Annotated in this window: 22 protein-coding genes and 1 tRNA gene; 11 read left to right on the top strand and 12 right to left on the bottom strand. The window is 65.3% G+C overall.

What is annotated here, in order from left to right:
* Positions 1-4 precede the first annotated feature (4 nt).
* The gene (locus G6N55_RS18460; RefSeq protein WP_085222069.1) at positions 5-1,129 is read right to left on the bottom strand and encodes an LLM class flavin-dependent oxidoreductase; all 1,125 of its coding nucleotides are present in this window, start codon (positions 1,127-1,129) and stop codon (positions 5-7) included.
* Positions 1,130-1,369: 240 nt separating this feature from the next.
* On the opposite strand from G6N55_RS18460, the gene G6N55_RS18455 reads away from it, so the two are divergent.
* The gene (locus G6N55_RS18455; protein WP_085222126.1) at positions 1,370-2,194 is read left to right on the top strand and encodes a mycofactocin-coupled SDR family oxidoreductase; all 825 of its coding nucleotides are present in this window, start codon (positions 1,370-1,372) and stop codon (positions 2,192-2,194) included.
* A 101-nt stretch (positions 2,195-2,295) separates the two neighbouring features.
* Here G6N55_RS18455 and G6N55_RS18450 read toward each other — a convergent pair whose 3' ends face one another.
* The 4 genes from G6N55_RS18450 to G6N55_RS18435 form a co-directional block, all read right to left on the bottom strand.
* Positions 2,296-3,750, bottom strand: a complete 1,455-nt coding sequence (locus G6N55_RS18450; RefSeq protein ID WP_232079076.1) for a serine/threonine-protein kinase — start codon at positions 3,748-3,750, stop codon at positions 2,296-2,298.
* A gap of 332 nt (positions 3,751-4,082) precedes the next feature.
* Positions 4,083-4,172 (bottom strand) — tRNA-Ser (locus G6N55_RS18445).
* A gap of 29 nt (positions 4,173-4,201) precedes the next feature.
* Positions 4,202-4,660: a nucleoside deaminase gene (locus G6N55_RS18440; protein ID WP_085222068.1), complete on the bottom strand. Its 459-nt coding sequence runs from the start codon at positions 4,658-4,660 to the stop codon at positions 4,202-4,204.
* 16 nt (positions 4,661-4,676) lie between these two features.
* The gene (locus G6N55_RS18435; protein ID WP_085222067.1) at positions 4,677-5,198 is read right to left on the bottom strand and encodes a tRNA adenosine deaminase-associated protein; all 522 of its coding nucleotides are present in this window, start codon (positions 5,196-5,198) and stop codon (positions 4,677-4,679) included.
* A gap of 131 nt (positions 5,199-5,329) precedes the next feature.
* On the opposite strand from G6N55_RS18435, the gene G6N55_RS18430 reads away from it, so the two are divergent.
* Complete coding sequence (locus G6N55_RS18430; protein ID WP_232079075.1) at positions 5,330-6,274, top strand: prephenate dehydrogenase; 945 nt, start codon at positions 5,330-5,332, stop codon at positions 6,272-6,274.
* Here G6N55_RS18430 and G6N55_RS18425 read toward each other — a convergent pair.
* From G6N55_RS18425 to G6N55_RS18405, 5 genes are read right to left on the bottom strand one after another with little or no spacing between them, the layout of a single operon-like run.
* On the bottom strand, positions 6,237-6,791 hold the full coding sequence (locus G6N55_RS18425; protein ID WP_085222065.1) for a putative glycolipid-binding domain-containing protein: 555 nt from the start codon (positions 6,789-6,791) through the stop codon (positions 6,237-6,239). The two genes, G6N55_RS18430 and G6N55_RS18425, sit on opposite strands and share 38 nt — an antisense overlap.
* 47 nt (positions 6,792-6,838) lie before the next feature.
* Positions 6,839-7,582 carry an ABC transporter permease gene (locus G6N55_RS18420; protein ID WP_085222064.1) on the bottom strand — a complete coding sequence of 248 codons (744 nt, stop codon included), beginning with the start codon at positions 7,580-7,582 and terminating at the stop codon, positions 6,839-6,841.
* Positions 7,579-8,265 (bottom strand): ABC transporter permease, encoded by a 687-nt coding sequence (locus G6N55_RS18415; RefSeq protein ID WP_085222063.1) that lies wholly within the window; start codon positions 8,263-8,265, stop codon positions 7,579-7,581. Before G6N55_RS18415 ends, G6N55_RS18420 begins: the two co-directional genes overlap by 4 nt.
* A 2-nt stretch (positions 8,266-8,267) precedes the next feature.
* Positions 8,268-9,359 (bottom strand): ABC transporter ATP-binding protein, encoded by a 1,092-nt coding sequence (locus G6N55_RS18410; RefSeq protein WP_085222062.1) that lies wholly within the window; start codon positions 9,357-9,359, stop codon positions 8,268-8,270.
* A gap of 22 nt (positions 9,360-9,381) precedes the next feature.
* Positions 9,382-10,329, bottom strand: a complete 948-nt coding sequence (locus G6N55_RS18405; RefSeq protein ID WP_085222061.1) for an ABC transporter substrate-binding protein — start codon at positions 10,327-10,329, stop codon at positions 9,382-9,384.
* A gap of 102 nt (positions 10,330-10,431) precedes the next feature.
* On the opposite strand from G6N55_RS18405, the gene G6N55_RS18400 reads away from it, so the two are divergent.
* Positions 10,432-10,851, top strand: a complete 420-nt coding sequence (locus G6N55_RS18400; RefSeq protein ID WP_085222060.1) for a LapA family protein — start codon at positions 10,432-10,434, stop codon at positions 10,849-10,851.
* Here the strand turns inward: G6N55_RS18400 and G6N55_RS18395 are convergent.
* The gene (locus tag G6N55_RS18395; protein ID WP_085222059.1) at positions 10,844-11,890 is read right to left on the bottom strand and encodes a phosphotransferase family protein; all 1,047 of its coding nucleotides are present in this window, start codon (positions 11,888-11,890) and stop codon (positions 10,844-10,846) included. The genes G6N55_RS18400 and G6N55_RS18395 overlap by 8 nt on opposite strands.
* Positions 11,891-11,899: 9 nt before the next feature.
* The gene (locus G6N55_RS18390) at positions 11,900-12,508 is read right to left on the bottom strand and encodes a histidine phosphatase family protein (protein WP_085222058.1); all 609 of its coding nucleotides are present in this window, start codon (positions 12,506-12,508) and stop codon (positions 11,900-11,902) included.
* Positions 12,509-12,689: 181 nt separating this feature from the next.
* On the opposite strand from G6N55_RS18390, the gene G6N55_RS18385 reads away from it, so the two are divergent.
* The 8 genes from G6N55_RS18385 (at position 12,690) to G6N55_RS18350 (ending at position 19,482) form a co-directional block, all read left to right on the top strand.
* Positions 12,690-13,169: a hypothetical protein gene (locus G6N55_RS18385; protein ID WP_139826827.1), complete on the top strand. Its 480-nt coding sequence runs from the start codon at positions 12,690-12,692 to the stop codon at positions 13,167-13,169.
* Positions 13,170-13,353: 184 nt separating this feature from the next.
* Positions 13,354-13,854 (top strand): hypothetical protein, encoded by a 501-nt coding sequence (locus G6N55_RS18380; protein ID WP_036465371.1) that lies wholly within the window; start codon positions 13,354-13,356, stop codon positions 13,852-13,854.
* A 73-nt stretch (positions 13,855-13,927) separates the two neighbouring features.
* Positions 13,928-14,599, top strand: coding sequence for a class I SAM-dependent methyltransferase (locus G6N55_RS18375; protein WP_085222055.1), 672 nt, complete (start codon positions 13,928-13,930; stop codon positions 14,597-14,599).
* A 174-nt stretch (positions 14,600-14,773) separates the two neighbouring features.
* The gene (locus tag G6N55_RS18370; protein WP_085222054.1) at positions 14,774-15,820 is read left to right on the top strand and encodes a phosphotransferase family protein; all 1,047 of its coding nucleotides are present in this window, start codon (positions 14,774-14,776) and stop codon (positions 15,818-15,820) included.
* A 1-nt stretch (position 15,821) separates the two neighbouring features.
* Positions 15,822-16,580, top strand: coding sequence for an SDR family NAD(P)-dependent oxidoreductase (locus tag G6N55_RS18365; protein ID WP_036465374.1), 759 nt, complete (start codon positions 15,822-15,824; stop codon positions 16,578-16,580).
* A gap of 18 nt (positions 16,581-16,598) precedes the next feature.
* A complete protein-coding gene (locus tag G6N55_RS18360; RefSeq protein WP_085222053.1) occupies positions 16,599-17,906 on the top strand; it encodes an acyl-CoA dehydrogenase family protein in 1,308 nt (435 codons plus the stop codon).
* Positions 17,903-18,514 carry a TetR/AcrR family transcriptional regulator gene (locus tag G6N55_RS18355; RefSeq protein WP_085222052.1) on the top strand — a complete coding sequence of 204 codons (612 nt, stop codon included), beginning with the start codon at positions 17,903-17,905 and terminating at the stop codon, positions 18,512-18,514. The genes G6N55_RS18360 and G6N55_RS18355 overlap by 4 nt, the downstream gene beginning before the upstream one ends.
* The gene (locus G6N55_RS18350; RefSeq protein ID WP_085222051.1) at positions 18,514-19,482 is read left to right on the top strand and encodes an NADPH:quinone oxidoreductase family protein; all 969 of its coding nucleotides are present in this window, start codon (positions 18,514-18,516) and stop codon (positions 19,480-19,482) included. Before G6N55_RS18355 ends, G6N55_RS18350 begins: the two co-directional genes overlap by 1 nt.
* Positions 19,483-19,485 lie beyond the last annotated feature (3 nt).

Below are 19,485 nucleotides of genomic sequence, written 5' to 3'. Positions count from 1 at the left end.
CTCACTACGCCCCGACGGGCGCTTCAGTCCGGGCCCTCGCGGCCTCCGCGGCGATCTTGTTCACCTCGGGAATGACCTCGTCGGCGATCAGCTTCAGACTCCGTTGGACGGTTTCCAACGGAAGGCCACCGTAGGAAACGAGCAGCATCTGCTTGAACTCCCCGATGAGTGCGATGCGCCTACGCATCTGCTCGATCATCGCCTCGGGCGTGCCCTTCCACTGGAGGCCGTAGAACTTCTCGAATCCGGCCTCGCGCCCGGATTCGAGCAACAGCGTCGCGCCCTCCTGGTAGGACTCGTACCCCTTGCTCTTGCCGAAGTGCAGTCCGTCGAACTCGTAGTGGTCGACCATCGCCGAGTAGAACGGCGCCAGATGATTTCGCATAGTCCGATCCGCGATCTCAGCGTCTTCGTGGCAGTAGGCGAAGTCGAGCAGGACCGGTGGTGGCGGCTCGCTGCCTTGCTTCTCGCGGAAGCGCGCGCGCCAGGTCTCGAACTGCTCGGCCTGCTTGTCGATCTCATGTTGGTAGTTGAAACACATCATCGTGCCGCCGAAGTCGCCGCAAGCCAGGGTCGATTCGGGGGACATCGCGATGTTGTAAATCCGGTCCCGGAAACCCCGCTCAGGTTTGGGGAATACGTCACGACGAATCTGCTTGTAGTACTTGCCATCATGGTCGATATAACCGTTTTCCAGCCCGTCGAGAATCATGGTCGCAGCCTCGAAAAACCGCTCGCGGGATTCGGACATCTCCACGCCGAAGCCCTCATACTCATCGCGGGCGAGACCGCGGCCGAGGCCAAGTAGAAGTCGGCCGTCCGAGAGCGCGTCGAGCATCGATATCCGCTCCGCTAGCCGGATCGGATCGGTCTGGCCCTTCCACCAAGGCAGGATGATGGCGCCGGTACCTAGTTTGATTGTCGACGTCTTCGCCGCCAGGTACGTCAGCGCCTGAAGCGGGTCGGGAGAGATGCAGTAAGGCCGGTCGAAGTGATGCTCGGGGACCCATACCGAGTCGTAACCGAGGTCCTCGAGGCGCACGCCCAGTTCCATCTCCTCCTTCCACAGTTCGGGGTCTGTCTTTCCGGAGCTGGCATTTGCCAGGAGCAACAGCACGCCAAAGTGCATGTCGTCCGCCTTTCGTCAACGGGGCCGCGAGATTCCATCGTCGCCCCACTCCAAAAGGCCTGTCATCCGTGCAACGTACGGCTGGTTCCCCGCGGCTGTCGTAGTTACTGCTGACGGCCGGTAGCGCTTCGGCTGTTATCTTTCGCACCAGGCCAGGTTTGCGGCGAACCTGTTTGAGTGACCGAATCGCCCACGCCGGCAATCGAATCAACCCAGTCATTGCCACGGGAAGGTGTCGACGTGACAGATCTGTCGGGCAAGGTCGCGTTCGTGACGGGGGCCGCGCGGGGACAGGGTCGCTCACACGCCGTCGGCCTTGCTGCGGGTGGGGCGGACGTCGTCGTGTTGGACATCTGCTCGCAGATCGACACGGTCGGCTATCCCATGTCTTCGCGCGCGGACCTCGTCGAAACTGTCGAGCGCATCGAGCGTCTAGGTGTCCGGGCGTTGCCTGTCGAGGGCGATGTGCGCAGTCTCTCGACAATGCTTGCGGCGGTTGATCATTGCATCGCCGAACTGGGCAGGCTGGACATCGTGGTGGCGAATGCCGGCATTATGGCGACAGTCGGCGAACACGGCGACGACGATCAAGCGTTCTACGACTCCGTCGACGTGATGTTGAACGGTGTCTGGCACACCTTGCGCGCTACCGCACCTGCCCTCGTTGACGGAGGTGAAGGCGGGTCGATCATCATCACGAGTTCGACAGCCGGCATGCGGGGCTTGCACACCCATCTCGAGGCGGGATCGGCCGGCTACGTAGCGGCCAAACATGGAGTCGTCGGCTTGATGCGCATGTACGCCAATATTCTCGCGCCACATAGCATCCGAGTTAATACCGTGCACCCGACCGGGGTCGATACTCCAATGGTTCGCAACTCCGCGTTCCAAAGCTTCACCGCAGAGCACCCCGATCTCGTCGGCCAACTGCGCAATGCGCTACCCAAGCCCCTGCTGGACGCTGCAGACATCACCGATGCCGTCGTGTGGCTCGCCTCGGACAGATCGCGCTATGTTACCGGGGTGGAGCTGCCCGTCGACGCAGGGTTCCTGGTTCGCACGTGATATCACACCTGATTCATGTGCTCGCGGCGCCCAGCACGCGAATAATTGTGCACCCGGCGAAGGTCTGCCCGCTGGCTAAAGGCCTGGGCGCATCCTAGGGATCACCTTGCCGCGTACTCAATCATTGGTTCGGAAAACACCTGACCGTTCGGCGATGTGATGGATATGCCGGTGGGCCGGACCTGGTATCGGGTTCCGTCGACGGGATTGGTGACATCGAATCCGCCCGAAGATCGCACCGCGTTGGCCAATTCAATGCTGGCACCGTCGCTGAGCCGGAGACCGCGATAGTAGTAATTGGCTGGCCCGTCCTCGCACACCACAACTAACGATTGGCTGCTGCGTCCCATCAGCGCCGGCGTACTTCCCGGGTCACAACGACCGGCGGGATAACCCACGAACCCCTGTGCATCGGTATCTGGCAAGCTAAGTTGAGGCTTCGCCCTCGTCGTCAAAGACGCTCGGGTACTGGGCGATTCGGCCGTGACGACGCTAGTAGTTGGTGCCGTCAACACCGCTGAGTCGGAAGTGCTCGAGGATCCCTGATTGTCCCGGAAGATCAGCAACCCGGCAATCAGCGCGGCTGCCACGAACGCAGTCATTGCCCCGCCGACCAGCACGAGTCGCCCGGTCCCGAATTTGCGTTCTGTTGATTCGGGGGCGCGAACATGCTCGGCGTACGGGGTGTATCCGGTCCCCTCCGGATTAGGCCAGTGATCTGAGAACTGGCGGGTGCCGACTTGCTGGCCAAGGCCGGCGGCAACCATCGTTGGTGACTCCGACAACGACGCCGCAGCACTTGCCGCCCTGGCGAGTTCGCCCGCTGAAGCGAAACGCTCCGTCGGCTGCTTCGCCATGCCGCGGGCAACGACATCGTCAAAGGCGGCCGGAACACCGGTGTTGAGCATCGAGGGTTTCGGAGGGTTGAGGGTGAGATGGCCGGTGATCTGCTGCTCGGCGCTGTCACCGGGATATGGCTGTGTGCCGGTGAGGCATTCGTGCAGCACGCAGGCCAACGAGTAAACATCGGACCGGGCATCTGCGACCCCGGTGGTGAAACGTTCGGGGGCCATGTACGCCAATGTCCCAATGATGGCACCGGTTTTGGTCACTCTGGTGGCGGCGACGTCGTGGGCTATACCAAAGTCGATCAAGTAAGTGAAGTCGCGGTTGGTCATTAATGCGTTGGAAGGCTTGACATCTCGGTGAACGAGTCCCGCGGTATGTGCGGCGTCTAGTGCGGATGCCAGCTGCTCGATGACTAGCACGGCTCGCCGCGGGCCCATCGGGCCCTCGCGCTCGAGCAAGGTTCCTACGTCGACACCGTCGATGATCGGCATGACCAGATACAACCGGCCGTCGACTTCGCCAGTGTCGTGGACGGGGATGATGTGCGGTTCGGTCAACCGAGCCGCCGTATGAGCCTCACGGCGGAAGCGTTCTCGGAATCCGGGTTCGGTGGCGAGTTCGGTGGACAACACCTTGACCGCGACATCGCGGTCAATGACGGTGTCGTGGGCTTTGTACACCTTGCCCATGCCGCCCTGGCCGATCACCTCGATCAGCCGGTAACGCCCGAACGCGACCTCATCCACGACCAAGCGTTCCCCTGCCTCCCCCGGTGACCTGAGCCTCAATCGTGCAAAACAGTAACTTCAGCCCACCATTGGCGGGGTCGTTTCGGTGATTCGGATCGCAGCTTGTCGACAGCGTCGACCCCTCGACACCGACAGCGACTTGTTCGACGGCGATCTTGACGCGCTCGCTACAACTCTGGATCACCGGTATTCACCCGAAATGGTGGCCGAAATGTGGCCACCAGGTACGCACGGCCGACCGTAGCAAACAGCAAAATATTCAACTACCTGCGATTTCTCGCCGGTAGCTGTGGCGGTGGCGGAGGGATTTGAACCCTCGGACGGTTTTAGCCGTCACACGCTTTCGAGGCGTGCTCCTTAGGCCGCTCGGACACGCCACCGCCGAGCAGCTTACCCAACCGGGACCCGCTCACCCCAATCGCTGGCGGGCGAAGAACTCCTCCAGCGGCGCGGCACACTCCGCGGCGAGCACACCGCCGCGCACCTCGGGGCGGTGATTGAGCCGGCGGTCGCGGACCACGTCCCACAGCGATCCGACCGCGCCGGTTTTCGGTTCCCACGCACCGAACACCAGCCGCGCGACGCGCGCCAGCACCAGGGCGCCCGCACACATGGTGCAGGGTTCGACGGTGACCGCCAGCGTGGCTCCCTCCAGCCGCCACCCGTCACCCAGCACCGTGGCCGCCGCGCGCATCGCCAAGACTTCCGCGTGTGCGGTCGGATCACCAAGGGCCTCACGGGCATTCACCGCGCGGGCGAGTTCGGTTCCGTCGGCGGCGACAACCACCGCGCCGATCGGCACATCGCGGGGGCCCGCCGTTGCGGCAGCCGCCAGCGCGGCTCGGATCAGATCTTCGTCAGTGGTCACCGATGTTCGTCAGCGGTCACCGACCGAGACGGTCGATCACCGCCGAAAGCTGGTCGGCAAAGCCCATCTCGCGAGCGATGCGGCCGAGTTGCTCGTCGGCGTAGAGGTCGGACTCGTCGAGGATGACGCCCAGCACCGCCTCGGGCAGACCGATATCGGAGAGCAACCCGAGGTCGCCTTCTTCGAACGGCTCCGAGTCCTCGAGGTCCTCGGGATCGATGTCGGCGTCCAGGTTGTCCAGAACTTCGGCGGCGATGTCGTAGTCCAATGCCGCCGTGGCATCCGACAGCAGCAACCGCGTTCCCGACGGTGCGGGCCGCACGATGACGAAGAATTCGTCGTCGATGTCGAGCAGCCCAAAGACCGCTCCCGCACTCCGCAGTTCACGCAGCTCTGTCTCCGCGGCAGCCAGGCTCGTCAGCGAATTGGGGGCCATCACCGAGCACCGCCACTGGCCCTCTTCGCGCACGACGGCGACGCCAAAGCCGTCCGGTGTATCCACGGACGGGCCTTGCATTGCGGCCCGCTCTCGTCCCATGGGCGCCTACGCTAGTCGCTGACCTGGCGGCTTGACCAGACAGCGCCAGCCGGCGACGGGACCTCGGGCCGCGGTTGCCGATTCAACTGTGCAAACCTTGGACTGTGTCTTGGACTGCGACGAGGACCCCGGTGTGTGTTCTCGGGTTGGGACTTATCGGCGGTTCGGTGATGCGGGCGGCCGCGGCCGCCGGCCGCGAAGTGTTCGGCTACAACCGCTCGGTGGAGGGTGCGCGCGGAGCACTCGTCGACGGCTTTGCGGCGACGACCGAGCTCTCGGACACGTTGAACCGCGCCGCCGATACCGGCGCCCTGATCGTGCTGGCCGTGCCGATGCCCGCCCTGCCGGCGATGCTCGCCCATGTCAGCGAATTGGCCCCGAAATGCCCGCTCACCGACGTCACCAGCGTCAAAACGGCGGTCCTCGATGAGGTTGTCGCTGCCGGTCTACAGGACCGCTTTGTTGGCGGTCATCCGATGACGGGCACCGAGAGCTCGGGTTGGGCGGCCGGCCACGCCGGATTGTTCACGGCGGCACCGTGGGTGGTCAGCGTGGACGACCACGTCGACCCGGTGGTGTGGTGGATGGTGATGACGCTGGCCCTGGATTGCGGCGCGGTGGTGGTGCCGGCCAAATCCGACGAGCACGATGCCGCGGCAGCCGCCATCTCGCATCTGCCGCACCTGCTCGCCGAGGCGCTGGCGGTGACGGCCGCAGACGTTCCGCTGGCCTTCGCGCTGGCTGCCGGGTCTTTCCGGGACGGCACCCGGGTGGCGGGCAGCGCCCCGGACCTGGTGCGTGCGATGTGCGAAAGCAACACCGCCCACCTGCTCACGGCGGTCGACCGCGTGATGGACCTGCTCAGCCGTGCGCGCGACTCGTTGGATTGGGACAATTCGGTGGCCGACCTCGTCGAGGCGGGCCATGCCGCGCGAACGCGCTACGACCGCTTCCCCCGCTCCGACATCTTCACCGTCACGATCGGCGCGGACAATTGGCGCGAGGAGCTGGCCGCCGCCGGCCGGGCCGGTGGGGTGATCAGATCCGCTCTGCCAATCCGGGATAGTCCTCGATGAACCCCTCGGCGTCGACGGTCACCGTGGTGTCGGCGACCGGTGAACGCAGCTTGATCCCGGCGGGGCCACCCTGCCCGGTGTAGCTCACCGTCGCCGCCGTGACGGTCATGTCGGGCACGTTGACGTAGACCACGGGCAGCGTGATCGTTTCGGCCCGCTCGTGTAGCCCCAGCCGGCGGATGGGCAGCGCGTTGAAGAACGGACTGAACACCACGTCGACGTCGAGCGCGCCGTTGTATCCCTCGCGCCGCTCGCCCTGGTGGTCGGTGATCATCCACATGTTTTCCTCGTCGCGGGCGATGGCGAGTTGGCGTTCCCGCTCGGCGAGGGTGATCGTCAGCCCGAACCGCTTGGTGGCGCCGCTCTCGTCGGTCTGCACTTCGTAGAAGGCGCCGAATGCCGGGTTCGTCGCGGTTGCCGCGGCCACGATGCGTCCGGTGGCCTTAATTCGCTTGCCGGACAACTGCACTCGCACCGATTCCATGCGGGAGATGTCTGGCGCGCGCCAGGTCAGCATCGCGGGCCAGACGCCCGCGGTCGGGTCAGGGGGGCTGTTCACACCCCCTACCGTAAAACGTGCCCACCGGACGCGGCAGGCTGGTCGGCAACTGGGGTCACCGTCACATCCTCGCGCCGATGAGGCCTGCGTAACCGTCCGGTGCCCGGCACCGAGATCCAGACCGCCATCGCCAGCAGGCCGTCGAGGATCAGCGCCAGCGCAGCCACCATCAGCGCGCCGACCAGAGCGAGCTGGAATTCGCGTTCCTTGATCCCGTCGATCAGGTAGCGGCCCAGGCCGCCCAGGCTGGCATAGGCCGCCACGGTGGCGGTGGCGACGACCTGCAGCGTCGCGTTGCGCAGCCCGCCGAGAATCAACGGCATCGCATTGGGCGTCTCGACGCGCAGCAGCACCTGGGCCTCCGTCATGCCCATCGCCCGGGCGGCGTCGACCACCACCGGGTCGACGTTGGCGATGCCCGCATAGGTGCCGGCCAGCAGCGACGGCACACCGAGCAGCATCAGGGCGACCAGCGGCGGCCCGAGACCCAGTCCGAACAGCAGCACGCCCAGCAGCAGCACGCCGAGTGTCGGCAGTGAGCGCAGTCCGTTGACGGCGCCCACGACGAGCAGAGTGCCGCGGCCGGTGTGGCCGATCACCATCCCGATCGGGACCGCGATCAGCGCCGAGGCGCCCACCGCTATCGCGGTGTACTCCATGTGCTCCAAGATGCGCGCCGCGAGCCCGACCGGACCGGTCCAGTTGTCGACGGTCAGCAGATAGGACACCGCCTGCTGGATGAAGTTCATCGCGCACCACCGACGACGGGAGCCAGCACGGACCGCCGGCGCGGCGCGGCACCCGCGTGGGACCAGGGCGTGGCGAGCCGGCCGGCCAGCATGATCGACATGTCGATGACGACGGCCAACACGAACAGCGCGATGATGCCGGCCAGGATCTGATCGCTCTTGTCGGTCGCATACCCCTCGGTGAACCAGGTGCCCAGGCCGCCGATCCCGATCACCGAACCCACCGAGACCATCGCGATATTGGTCACCACGACCACGCGTAACCCCGCGATCATGACCGGGATCGACAGTGGCAGTTCAACTTTCAGTATGCGTTTGACGTTCGAGTAGCCGACCGCGGTGGCGGCGTCACGCACCTGGGCTGGCACCGCGTCGAGTGCTTCCAGCACCGCGCGCACCATCAGCGCGGTGGTGTAGGCGGTCAACGCGACCAGGACGTTGGCCTCGTCGAGGATCCGGGTTCCGATGATCACCGGCAGGGCCACGAACAACGCCAGCGACGGAACGGTGAACACGACACTCGCGGTCGCCGTCGTCAGCCGCCGCGGGATCGGTGCGCGCTGCACCAGCACTCCCAGCGGCACCGCGATGACGAGGCCAATCAGCACCGGCACCAACGACAGCCGCAGGTGGATGATGGTCAGCGTCCAGGCGTCGCCCAGGTGGTTGAGCAGGTAGTGCATGGTCAGCTCCGCCGCTGCGATTCCACCGCGGCCAGCACGTCCGCGGCCAGCACCCCGCCGATGACCTTGCCGTCGGCGTCCACGGCGATCCCCACGGTCGACGGCGACGACAGCGCCGCGTCCAGCGCGTGGCTGAGATTGCCGCCGGGCCGGAACAACGCGCCGACGCCGCTCAAGCTGTCGGTCAACGGCGCCCCGGCGACGTGCCGCCGCAGACCCTCGGCATCGATCCAGCCCAGCGGGAGGCCGTCGTCGTCGACCACCACCGCCCATCCGGTGAGCACACGATCGGTCAGGTCGCCGACCGGTACGGTGTCGACGGGGTGCAGCGGCAGACCATTCGCATCGATCAGCTGCAGCCACCGGTAGCCGCGGCCGAGGCCGATGAATTTCGACACGAAATCGTTGGCCGGCTGCGAAAGCAGTTGGGTGGGTTCGTCGTACTGCTGCAGCGCGCCGCCGCGACCGAAGATCGCGACCTGGTCGGCGAGTTTGAGCGCCTCGTCGATGTCGTGCGTGACGAACACGATGGTTTTGTGCAATTCGCTTTGCAGGCGCAGGATTTCGTTCTGCAGCTCGAGACGAACCACCGGATCGACGGCCGAGAACGGCTCGTCCATCAACAGGATTGGCGGATCCGCGGCAAGTGCTCGTGCCACGCCGACGCGTTGTTGTTCACCGCCGGAGAGCTGCGCCGGGTAACGGTTGGCGAGTTTGGCGTCCAGCCCGACGCGTTCGAGCGCCTGGTAGCCCGCCTTGCGGGCCTCCCGGCGGGACTGCCCGCGCAACACCGGCACCGTCGCGACGTTGTCGATGACCCGTTGATGCGGCATCAGCCCGGCATGCTGGATCACGTAACCGATTCCGAGCCGCAGCTTCACCGGGTCGACGGCCGAAACGTCCGCCCCGTCGACGGTGATGGTGCCCGACGTCGGCTCGATCATCCGATTGATCATGCGCAGCGCGGTGGTCTTGCCGCTTCCCGAGGAACCGACGAAGACCGTCAACTTACCGTTGGGAACCACCAGGCTCAGCCGATGAACAGCGGTGGTCCCGTCGGCGAATGTCTTGCAGACATCGTCGAACACGATCACCGTGCCACCCCCCAGCCTACCGTCATTGTGTGATCGGGTGGTTGAAGCCGTTGTCCCGCACCCAGTTTCGTGCCGCCTGGTCGGGATCGATACCGGAGTTGCCCGCCACGGCCGCGTTGAGTGCGGCCAGGCCGGATGTCGACAGCTTCGCCGAGACCGCATCCAGGACATTCTTGAGGCGATCGGACTTCTTCTGCGAATTCACCAGCGGCACAATGTTGCCGGCCACGAAGTTGTGTTCGGGGTCCTCGAGCACCACCAGATGGTCTTGCGGAATTGCCGGCGACGTTGTGAAGATGTTGGCCGCGTTCACCTTTCCCTGCACCAGTGCGCGGACCGCCACCGCGCCGCCCCCGTCGTTGATCGCGATGAAATTGCCGGGACTGATGTGAAGCGAGTACTTCTGCCGCAGCCCAGGCAGGCCCGATGGGCGGTTCTCGAAGTCTGAGGGTGCGCCGAACTTCACTTCGGGCGAATGGGCGGCCAGGTCCGCGATGGTCTTGAGATTCCACGCGGCAGCGGTACCGCCGGTGACAGTGACCGTGTCGGTATCGGAGGCCGGAGACGGCGTCAGAACCGACAGGTCCCCCGGCAATTTCTGGTAGAGCTCCAACTCCACGGCGTTGAGCATCGTCGCGGTCGAATCGGGGGCGAAGTACCGCAGCAGATTGCCGACATACTCCGGCACCAAATCGATGGAATGGTCTTTGAGCGCCGGGACATACGTCTCGCGGCTGCCGATGCCCATGCGCCTTCCCACGTCGAAACCATTGGCCTGCAACGTTTGTGCATAGATCTCGGCGATGATCTGAGATTCCGGGAAGTCAGCGGATCCGACAACGATGGATTTCATGCTGCGAATCTCCGGCGCCAGCGGGTCGGAATTGCTGCAGGCCGCAACCAAGCAGGTGACCACGAAGCACACTGCTGCGGGGATGATCGCGCGGTGCAGACGCCGCAGCATCCTCATAACGCTGACAGTAACGGCAGAATCGGCCGGGCGCTGCGGCCATGACGCAGCGGTTTGCGTGGTTTGGTTTCATTCTGGGCAGGAGGGGACAAAGATGGAGACATGAGCAGCACCAACCCGGGCTCGCCGGGTAACCCGCCGCCGAAGCCGACTCCGGCGCCTCCCGCCAAGCCTGCCCCACCGCCTCCTCCAGCGCCCCCTGCCGGGGCGAAACCGCCCCATGCCGGTGGGCAACCCAAGGAACCGGCCATCGGGTTCACCCGCGCCGGCGCGCTGTGGTCGGCACTGATCGCGGGTTTCTTGATCCTGATCCTGTTGCTGATTTTCATCACCCAGAACACGACGTCGACGGCGTTTCAGTTCTTGGGCTGGCACTGGAGCCTGCCACTGGGTGTGGCCATCCTGCTGGCGGCAGTGGTCGGCGGTCTGCTTACCGTGGCCGTCGGTACCGCTCGAATCCTGCAGCTGCGTCGCGTAGCCAAGAAACAGCACGCCGCTGCCGCGCGCCAGACAGCTAGCTAGGAAGCTTGGCCAGTTCCGCCAGGCCGCGGGAGATCAGCGGCGCGACGACCTCGGGCATGTGCTCGGTGTCTTTACCGCTGGCCTGATCCGACATGCGCCGGCGGAAGTCGATGCCGGCGGCGATGATGGCGAGCTTGAAGTACGCCAGCGCCATGTAGAACTCCCAATGCGCCAACGGCAATCCGGAGACAAGCGAATACCGGTCGGCCAGCTCGTCGGCCGTCGGCAGCAGCGGTGAGGTCCAGGCGGCTTGCGCATTGACGATCAGGTCCAGCGCCGGGTCGCGGTAGACACACATCAGGGCCGCGTCGGATAGCGGATCCCCGAGCGTCGAGAGCTCCCAATCCACCACGGCGCGCACCCGCGTCGGGTCGTCGACGTCCAGGATGGTGTTGTCGATCCGGTAGTCGCCATGCACGATCGAGGTGCGACTTTGCGGTGGAATCGCTTGCTGCAGACCGGAATGCAATCGTTCGACGTCCGCATCGCGATGGTCGTCGGGCAGCCGCACCAGTTCCCATTGCGACCCCCAGCGGCGCACTTGGCGCTCTAGATAACCGCTGGGCTTGCCGAAGTCGGCCAGTCCCACGGCATTCGGGTCGACGTTGTGCAAGTCGACCAGGACCCGGACCAAGGCGTCGACGCATTTGTCGATGACGGTGTGGTTGAAGGCTTCGAGTTGAGCGCGGCGTCGCACCACCTGGCCGGCGACGAACTCGACGATCTGGAATGGTCCGCCCAGCACCGATTCGTCCTCGCACAGCGCGATCGCACGCGCCACCGGAACGGGCGTGTCCTGCAGTGCCGCCACCACTTTGTACTCGCGGGCCATGTCGTGCGCCGACGGGGTCAGCCCGTGCAGCGGTGGCCGCCGCACCAGCCAGTTCGTTTTGTCGTCATAGACGCGGAACGTCAGATTGGAGCGGCCGCCGGAGATGAACTCCCCACGCAGTTCACCATCGCGCTCGATACCGAGCGAACGCAGATACCGGTCCAGGGCGGGCAGGTCCAGCCCGTCGAGTCGATCAGCCGAAGTCACCGCACTTGTTTACCATCGCTGGTTGCGCGGCAACAGGTCCCATACGTGTTCGACGCCGTTGACGCCCGCCACGGTCGCCTGGCCGGTCCGCGAGTAGAGCAGGCGGGTCACCGATGCGTAGTCGACGGGAAACGACAAAAGTCGGGCCGTGCCGAGGATTTCGTGCAGGAGCAGGTTGATCACCCCACCGTGGCTGAACACCGCGACGGTGTCGTCGGGATCGGCCGAGGCGACCAGATCGTCGATCGCCGCGCGGATCCGCGCCCGGAACGCGTCTTCGTCGACCGCACTGGGCAGGTGGCCCTGCGCCAGCCGCTCCCACTCCTTCGGGTTTTCCTGACGGATCTGCTCGATCGGGATATAGACCGGAAGGTCGCGATCGTATTCGGCGAAGCGATCATCAATCTCGACGGACAGTTCCCGGGCCGCCGCGACCGGTTCGGCGGTCCGGATGGCACGCCGCTGTGGGCTGCTGATCACGCGGGAGATCGGGAATCTGGCTAGCGCCTCGGGCAGGCGCGCGATCTGGGCCACCCCCTCTTCCGACAAGTCCGGATCGGAACCCTGGCCGTGTTCGCTGCGCAGCGGCAACGCATGCCGGACCAGAAGCACTTGCATGTCTCTCCCTGTCGTCGGGTGTTCGGTGGCCGGTTCGCAGTTTCTCATCGCGCGACGCCGCCGCGTGCGGCCGGCCCATCCCGGAGGGACAAGTCGAGTAGCCAACTACTCGTGCCCACCCATGGGTCAGCTGCCTACGTTCATTTCGACAATCGCAGCACTCGGCGGGAAGGCATATCTCATGAATCTCAACGCGCTATTGCGAAAAGCAGCAGCGACCGCCGCGGTCTCCGCAGTGTTGACCGGCGGTGCGGTATTTACCTGCGGCAGCGCCTCGGCGAGCGGCTGGGATGCACTGGACGTTGTCATCAACGAATTCCGTCCGCTGGCCGGTCAAATTTTGTCGGAAGGCAGCCATATCCCGGTCAGCCCGACCGAGGCAGAATCACTCGTCACACGGACTCGAGGCATTCTTTCCTCCACGGTCCGCAGTGACGACGACAACGACAGGTGGACGCGCTACTGGCGGAGCGGTTGCAAGGTAAATAAGCAGGTCCACCGAGGATTTAAGGTCGAGCAAGTTTTACAGGAGTATCAACTCTTCGGGTATGACCGTGAACGGGTCTTCGATATGCATAAGAGCCTCGAGCAGATTTGGTACGACGGGAAAAAGGGTTCGTCCGTTGCGAATTCTATTTGCAAGAGGGTGTTCGGATACTAGTTAAGCCCGCAGAGAATGCGCGGATGACCGACAACCAGGGGTAGAAGTGCGGTATTTTTTGCAGCAACGGCAGTCGTCAGGAGCGTATCGCAGCGGCGCGAACGGCATACGGTACCTCGAGACACCCTCGTATACGGAGTTCGAGGTACCTCTAGCCGACGGGTCGTTCGGAATTGTTTATCTCATGCCGCGCGACGCCAAGTCATTTATTGCGTGCGCATGCATGCTCGATACGTTCGCGTACATCGTCGATGCGTACGTTGCCGCGCATCCCGACAGCCAACCCGCGATCCTGCAGACCTTTCAGGAGACATGGCCTTCGGTGATGGAACTGCTGTCCAACGGTGAGAATGGTTTCTACTCGCCGGCGGCTCTCTGCGTGTTGGAAGATCCCGACGACGTCGTCAATCGCTGGTTCGTGGCGACGATAATCGGCAATGTCGGACACCTACCGGCAACCAAGGTCCTCGGTAACGAACGTGTTGTGGAGGCCATGGCACGCGTGGTCCGTCTGACCGAATCGGCGATCAACCAATTCCATGGCGCTCAAATCGACGCCGAGCTACTATCGCGCAGGATTGCACAAGCCCGCATGCTCGCGAATGTGAGGCGCGCCGCAAAATTCGTCGACAGTAAATTCGACTCGATCATCCAACTGGCTGACTCGGTTGTGAAAAGCCAGTAATCGGGTGCTGGCTCCGCTGCCCCGGGCGCGGCCCCCGCCTAGTCTGCAAGGGAGGCCCACTCAAGGAGGACAGATGACCCAGCCGAGCATCGATTGGGACGCCGCCTACCGACAAGAATCACCACCGCCATGGAGCATCGGCCGGCCACAGCCCGAGCTGGCGGCGCTCATCGATCGGGGCAAGATTCGCAGCGACGTGCTGGACTCCGGCTGCGGCCACGCCGCCCTGTCGCTGGCCCTAGCCGCGCGCGGCTATACGGTCGTCGGACTGGACGCGAGCGCGACCGCGATCGACGCGGCAACCGCCTCCGCCGCCGAACAAGGATTGACAACAGCGACTTTCGCGCAAGCCGACGTCACTTCCTTCGGCGGCTACCCACCCGGTTCCCAAGGCCGCTTCTCCACCATCGTCGACAGCGGACTGTTCCACGCCTTGCTGCCCGAGGGGCGACCGGGCTATCTGCAGTCGATCTTTCGGGCGGCCGCACCCGGTGCGGCGCTCTACATCCTGGCGTTCGCGGCCGGGGCACTCGGCGAACCCGGCGACCGGCCCGGACCGCGCGGCTTCACCGAGGCCGAATTGCATGACGCGGTCGCGACGCTGTGGCAGGTCGACGATGTCCGGCCGGCAAAGGTCTACGGCAACGACGCTGCCCTCGACACCGAATTGCCGAACGCCGAACACGATGGCGACGGGCATTTCATGGTGCCGGGGTTCCTGCTCAGCGGGCACAAGCCGGACTAGCGGCAGCATTGGCCACGGCAGGCGGCCCGCCGTTCGCCCAACGTGCTCTCATGGCGGCTTTTTGGCGAATTTCTCACCCTCAGAGCACGTTCGACGCCGATGCCGGTGCACCAGCCGGACTAGCGCACCCGCGGAGAATGCTATTCTCCACACAGAGAGTGGGGTGTGCGGACAATGACGACTGCTGGTGAAACCCAACTGGACCCGGGTGTGCTGGGTCGATGGCTGGATGACAACGACGCTCCGGGACATGGCGAAGAACCGCGCCTGGAGCAGCTCAAGGGCGGTTCGCAGAACACGCTGTATCTGATTCGACGCGGCAGCCAGCGCATGGTGCTGCGGATGCCCGGCGCCCGCGCGGATGCGGCCCGCATCGACGGCCTGCGGCGCGAGATCCGGCTGGTGCGGGCGCTTTCGGGCACCGATGTGCCGCACGCCGAGCTGATCGCCGCCGACGACAGCGGCACCGTGCTCGGCATGCCGTTCTACGTCATGCGCGCGATCGACGGATGGAGCCCGATGGACGGCGGCTGGCAGCCACCGTTCGACACCGACCTCGATGCGCGGCGCGGGCTCGCGTTCGAACTCATCGAGGGCGCCGCCAAGCTGGGCCGGGTCGACTGGCGCGGCCAAGGACTCGACGGCTTCGGCCGGCCCGACGGATTCCATGACCGGCAGGTCGATCGTTGGCTGGCGTTTCTCGACGCCTACAAGGTGCGCGATCTGCCCGGCCTGAACGAGGCCGCCGATTGGCTGCGCCGCAACCGGCCCGCGCAGTACAAGCCGGGCATCATGCACGGCGACTACCAGTTCGCCAACGTGATGTTCGCGCATGGCAGCCAGGCTCGACTCGCCGCGATCGTGGACTGGGAGATGACGACGGTCGGCGATCCGCTGCTGGACCTCGCCTGGTGCCTGCTCGGCTATGACGGCGAAAACCCCAAGGGCGACGGCTTTTACCTCGACATGAGCGGGATGCCGACACGCGGCGAATTGCTGGCGCACTACGAGAAAGTCAGCGGGCTCTCCACCGAGAACATCGACTACTACCTGGTGCTGGCCAACTGGAAACTCGGCATCGTGCTGGAAAAGACCTACGCCGCCGGCGTGCGCACCGGAAAGGTGGACCCCAAGATCACCGACGCGTTCGGGCCGATGATCCTTGGGCTCATCGCGACAGCGGCCGAATTGGCTCGCAGCCTGCCGACGAGGTGCCGCTGAAATGGGTTACGCCGACCAGCTTTTCGACCTCACCGATCGCGTGGTGCTGATCACCGGAGGCAGCCGCGGCCTGGGTCGGGAAATGGCGTTCGCCGCCGCCCACTGCGGCGCCGACGTGGTGATCGCCAGCCGCAACTTCGACAACTGCGTCGCCGTCGCCAAGGAAATCGAGGCCGAGACCGGACGCTCCGCCATGCCCTACGGCGTGCACGTCGGACGCTGGGACCAACTCGACGGCCTGGTCGACGCCAGCTACGAGCGGTTCGGCAAGGTCGACACCCTGATCAACAACGCGGGCATGTCGCCGCTGTACGACAAGCTGAGCAACGTGACCGAGAAATTGTTCGACGCCGTGGTGAACCTGAACCTCAAAGGACCGTTTCGGTTATCGGCGTTGGTGGGTGAACGGATGGTGGCCGCGGGCAGCGGCTCGATCATCAACGTGAGCTCCACCGGATCGCTGCGGCCCAACGGCGGCATCATCCCCTACTCGGCCGCCAAGGCCGGGCTCAACGCGATGACCGAAGGGCTGGCGCAGGCGTTCGGGCCGGCGGTGCGGGTCAACACCCTGATGGCCGGGCCCTACCTGACCGACGTCAGCAAGTCCTGGGATCTGTCCGGCGGCAACAACTTCAGCCACCTCCATCTGAAACGCGCCGGCGACCCGCGCGAAGTTGTCGGCGCCGCACTGTTCTTGGCGTCCGACGCGTCCAGTTTCACGACCGGATCGATTCTGCGCACCGACGGCGGAATTCCTTAAAAGGTAGGAGTATTCGAAATGTCATGGGACTTCTCTACCGAGCCCGAGTTCGAGAAGAAGCTCGCCTGGGTTCGCGAGTTCGTGCGCGAAGAGGTGGAGCCACTCGAGGTGCTGTTCCCGGGCTGCGAGTTCCTGCCGCTCAATGACGAACGCCGCCGCATTGTCGACCCGCTCAAGCAGCAGGTTCGCGACAATGGCTTGTGGGCACCGCATTTGGGACCGGAGCTCGGAGGGCAGGGCTTCGGTGCGGTCAAGCTGACATTGATCAACGAGATTCTGGGCCGCAGCCCGTGGGCCCCGATCGTGTTCGGAACTCAGGCGCCCGATACCGGCAACGCGGAGATCATCGCGCGCTTCGGAACCCAGGACCAGAAGGATCGCTACCTGTCCGGGCTGCTGTCCGGGGAGATCTTCTCCTGCTTCTCGATGACGGAGCCGCAGGGCGGCGCCGATCCGCGCGTGTTCACCACCCGCGCCGTCCGCGATGGCGACGACTGGGTGATCACCGGGCGAAAGTACTTCTCCTCCAACGCCGCTGTCGCGTCGTTCTTCATCGTCGTGGCGATCACCGATCCCGACGTGCCCGTCCATCGCGGCGCCTCGACGTTCCTGATCCCCGCCGACGCCGAAGGGCTGAAGCTGGAGGCCAACCACCATCTGGTGGGAGCGGACCCGCACGAGCCCGGGCATTCGCTGGTGCACTACGACGGGGTCCGGGTTCCCTCCGACGCGCTGCTGGGCGAGCCCGGTCAGGGCTTCCTGATCCTGCAGACCCGACTGGCCGGCGGGCGGCTGCATCACGCGATGCGGTCGATCGGGATGGCGCAGCGGGCCGTCGACATGATGGCACGACGCGCGAAAAGCCGCTTCACCCAAGGCAGCCCGCTGGCCGACAAGCAACTGGTTCAGGAGTTCGTCGCCGACTCCTACACCGAGCTGATCCCGTTTCGGCTGACCGTGCTGCACGCCGCCTGGTTGATCGACAACGGCGACGAGCACGGCGCCCGCACCGAGATCGGCGCCTGCAAAATACTTGCCTCGCAAGTGCTGAAATCGATTGCGCTGCGTGCGATCCAGGTGCACGGTGCGCTCGGACTCACCGACCAGCTGCCGCTGGTCAACGTGCTGTTGGGTGGCATCGCGCTCGGCCTCGCCGACGGGCCTACCGAGGCGCACAAGGTCAACCTGGCCCGGATGCTGCTCAAGGGCTATGAAGCCGAAGAGGGCGAATGGCCCAGCGAGATGCTCGACGTCCGCCGCGACGCCGCCCGGGAAAAATACGGCGCCCTGGTCGGTAGCGTTCCGGCACACCCACATTCGCCATGATCAACAGGGTCACCGCAGCCGTCGAACGCGCCCTCGACGAGCGGCAGCGGGGGGCGACCGCGGAGGTCGAACGCATACTCGCGGCCGCGGTGCGGGTGATGGAACGCGTGGCGCCCGAGGAGCCTCGCGTCAGCGATATCGTCACCGAGGCCGGGACGTCGAACAAGGCGTTCTACCGATACTTCGCCGGTAAGGACGATCTCATCCTGGCCGTGATGGAGCGCGGCGTCGGGATCGTGGTGTCCTACCTCGAACACCAGATGGCCAAGGAGGCCCAACCGCGGGACAAGATCGCCCGCTGGATCGAGGGCACGCTGGCACAGGTCGCCGAGCCCGACCTGATCAGGAAAAGCCGCGCCGCGGCCGGTCAGATGTCGGCCGCGGCGAACTGGCGCACTGTCGATCACGCAATGATGGGCCCCCTGCGCGACCTGCTGGTCGAACCCGTTGCGGCGCTGGGAAGTACCGATGTCGAGCGCGACGTCGAAGCGGTGTTCTGCTGCACGGCGGCGACGATGCGCCGATACATGGGATCGGCCGTTCGGCCCGAGCCCGACGACATCGCGCATGTGGTGCGGTTCTGTCTCAACGGATTGGGAGTCAATTGATGCGTGCCGTCGTCTGTCGCTCGTACGGTCCTCCGGAGAGCTTGGTGCTGGACGACGTGCCCGAACCGGTCCCGGCGCCCGGCCAGGTGTTGGTCCGGGTGCACGCCGCGGCGGTCAATTTCCCCGACGTGCTGTTCATCGCCGGCAAGTACCAGGTCAAGATTCCGCCGCCGTTCATTCCGGGCAATGAGATGGCCGGGGAAGTGATCTCGGTCGGCGAGGGCGCGCCGTTTCGGAAGGGCCAGCGGGTGGCCGGGACCACCTTCGGAGCGTTCGCCGAGCAGGCACTGCTCGACGCGACCCAGGCGGCCCTGGTACCCGACGACGCCGACTTCGCCTCGGCCGCGGCCTTCGGCGTCACCTACCGCACCGCGTACCACGCGCTGCGCACGACTGCCGCTGTGAAACAAGGCGATTGGGTCGTCGTGCTGGGCGCGGCCGGTGGAGTGGGTCTGGCCGCCGTCGACCTGGCCGTGGCAATGGGAGCGCGGGTGCTGGCCGCGGCGTCCAGCCCGGAGAAGCTCGAGCTGTGCCGGCAGCGCGGCGCCGAGGCCGTCGTCGACTACGACCGGGAGGACCTCAAGCTGCGGATCCGCGAACTCACCGGCGATGCGGCGCGGGTGGTGCTGGACCCGGTCGGCGGCTCGTATGCCGAGCCCGCGCTGCGGGGCCTGGCACGCGGCGGCACCTTTGTCACCCTGGGCTACGCGGCGGGCAGCATACCCGCGATTCCGCTCAATCTCGTGATGCTCAAGGATATTTGCGTGCGCGGCATGGAGATCCGCACCTTCATGGCCGACTACCCCGATGAGTTTGTCCGCGACATCGAAGAACTGACGGCGATGTTCGCCGCGGGCACCGTCCGTCCCTACATCGGCGCGCGATTCCCGCTGGCCGAAACTCCGGCGGCATTGCGCTACGTCGCCGACCGCAAGGTGTTGGGCAAGGTGGTCATCGACGTCGCGTGAGAG

The sequence above is a fragment of the Mycobacterium florentinum genome (assembly GCF_010730355.1).
Taxonomy (GTDB): domain Bacteria; phylum Actinomycetota; class Actinomycetes; order Mycobacteriales; family Mycobacteriaceae; genus Mycobacterium; species Mycobacterium florentinum.
The sequence above is the reverse complement of the archived record's forward strand: the minus strand, read 5'-3'. Positions and strand labels throughout refer to the sequence as shown.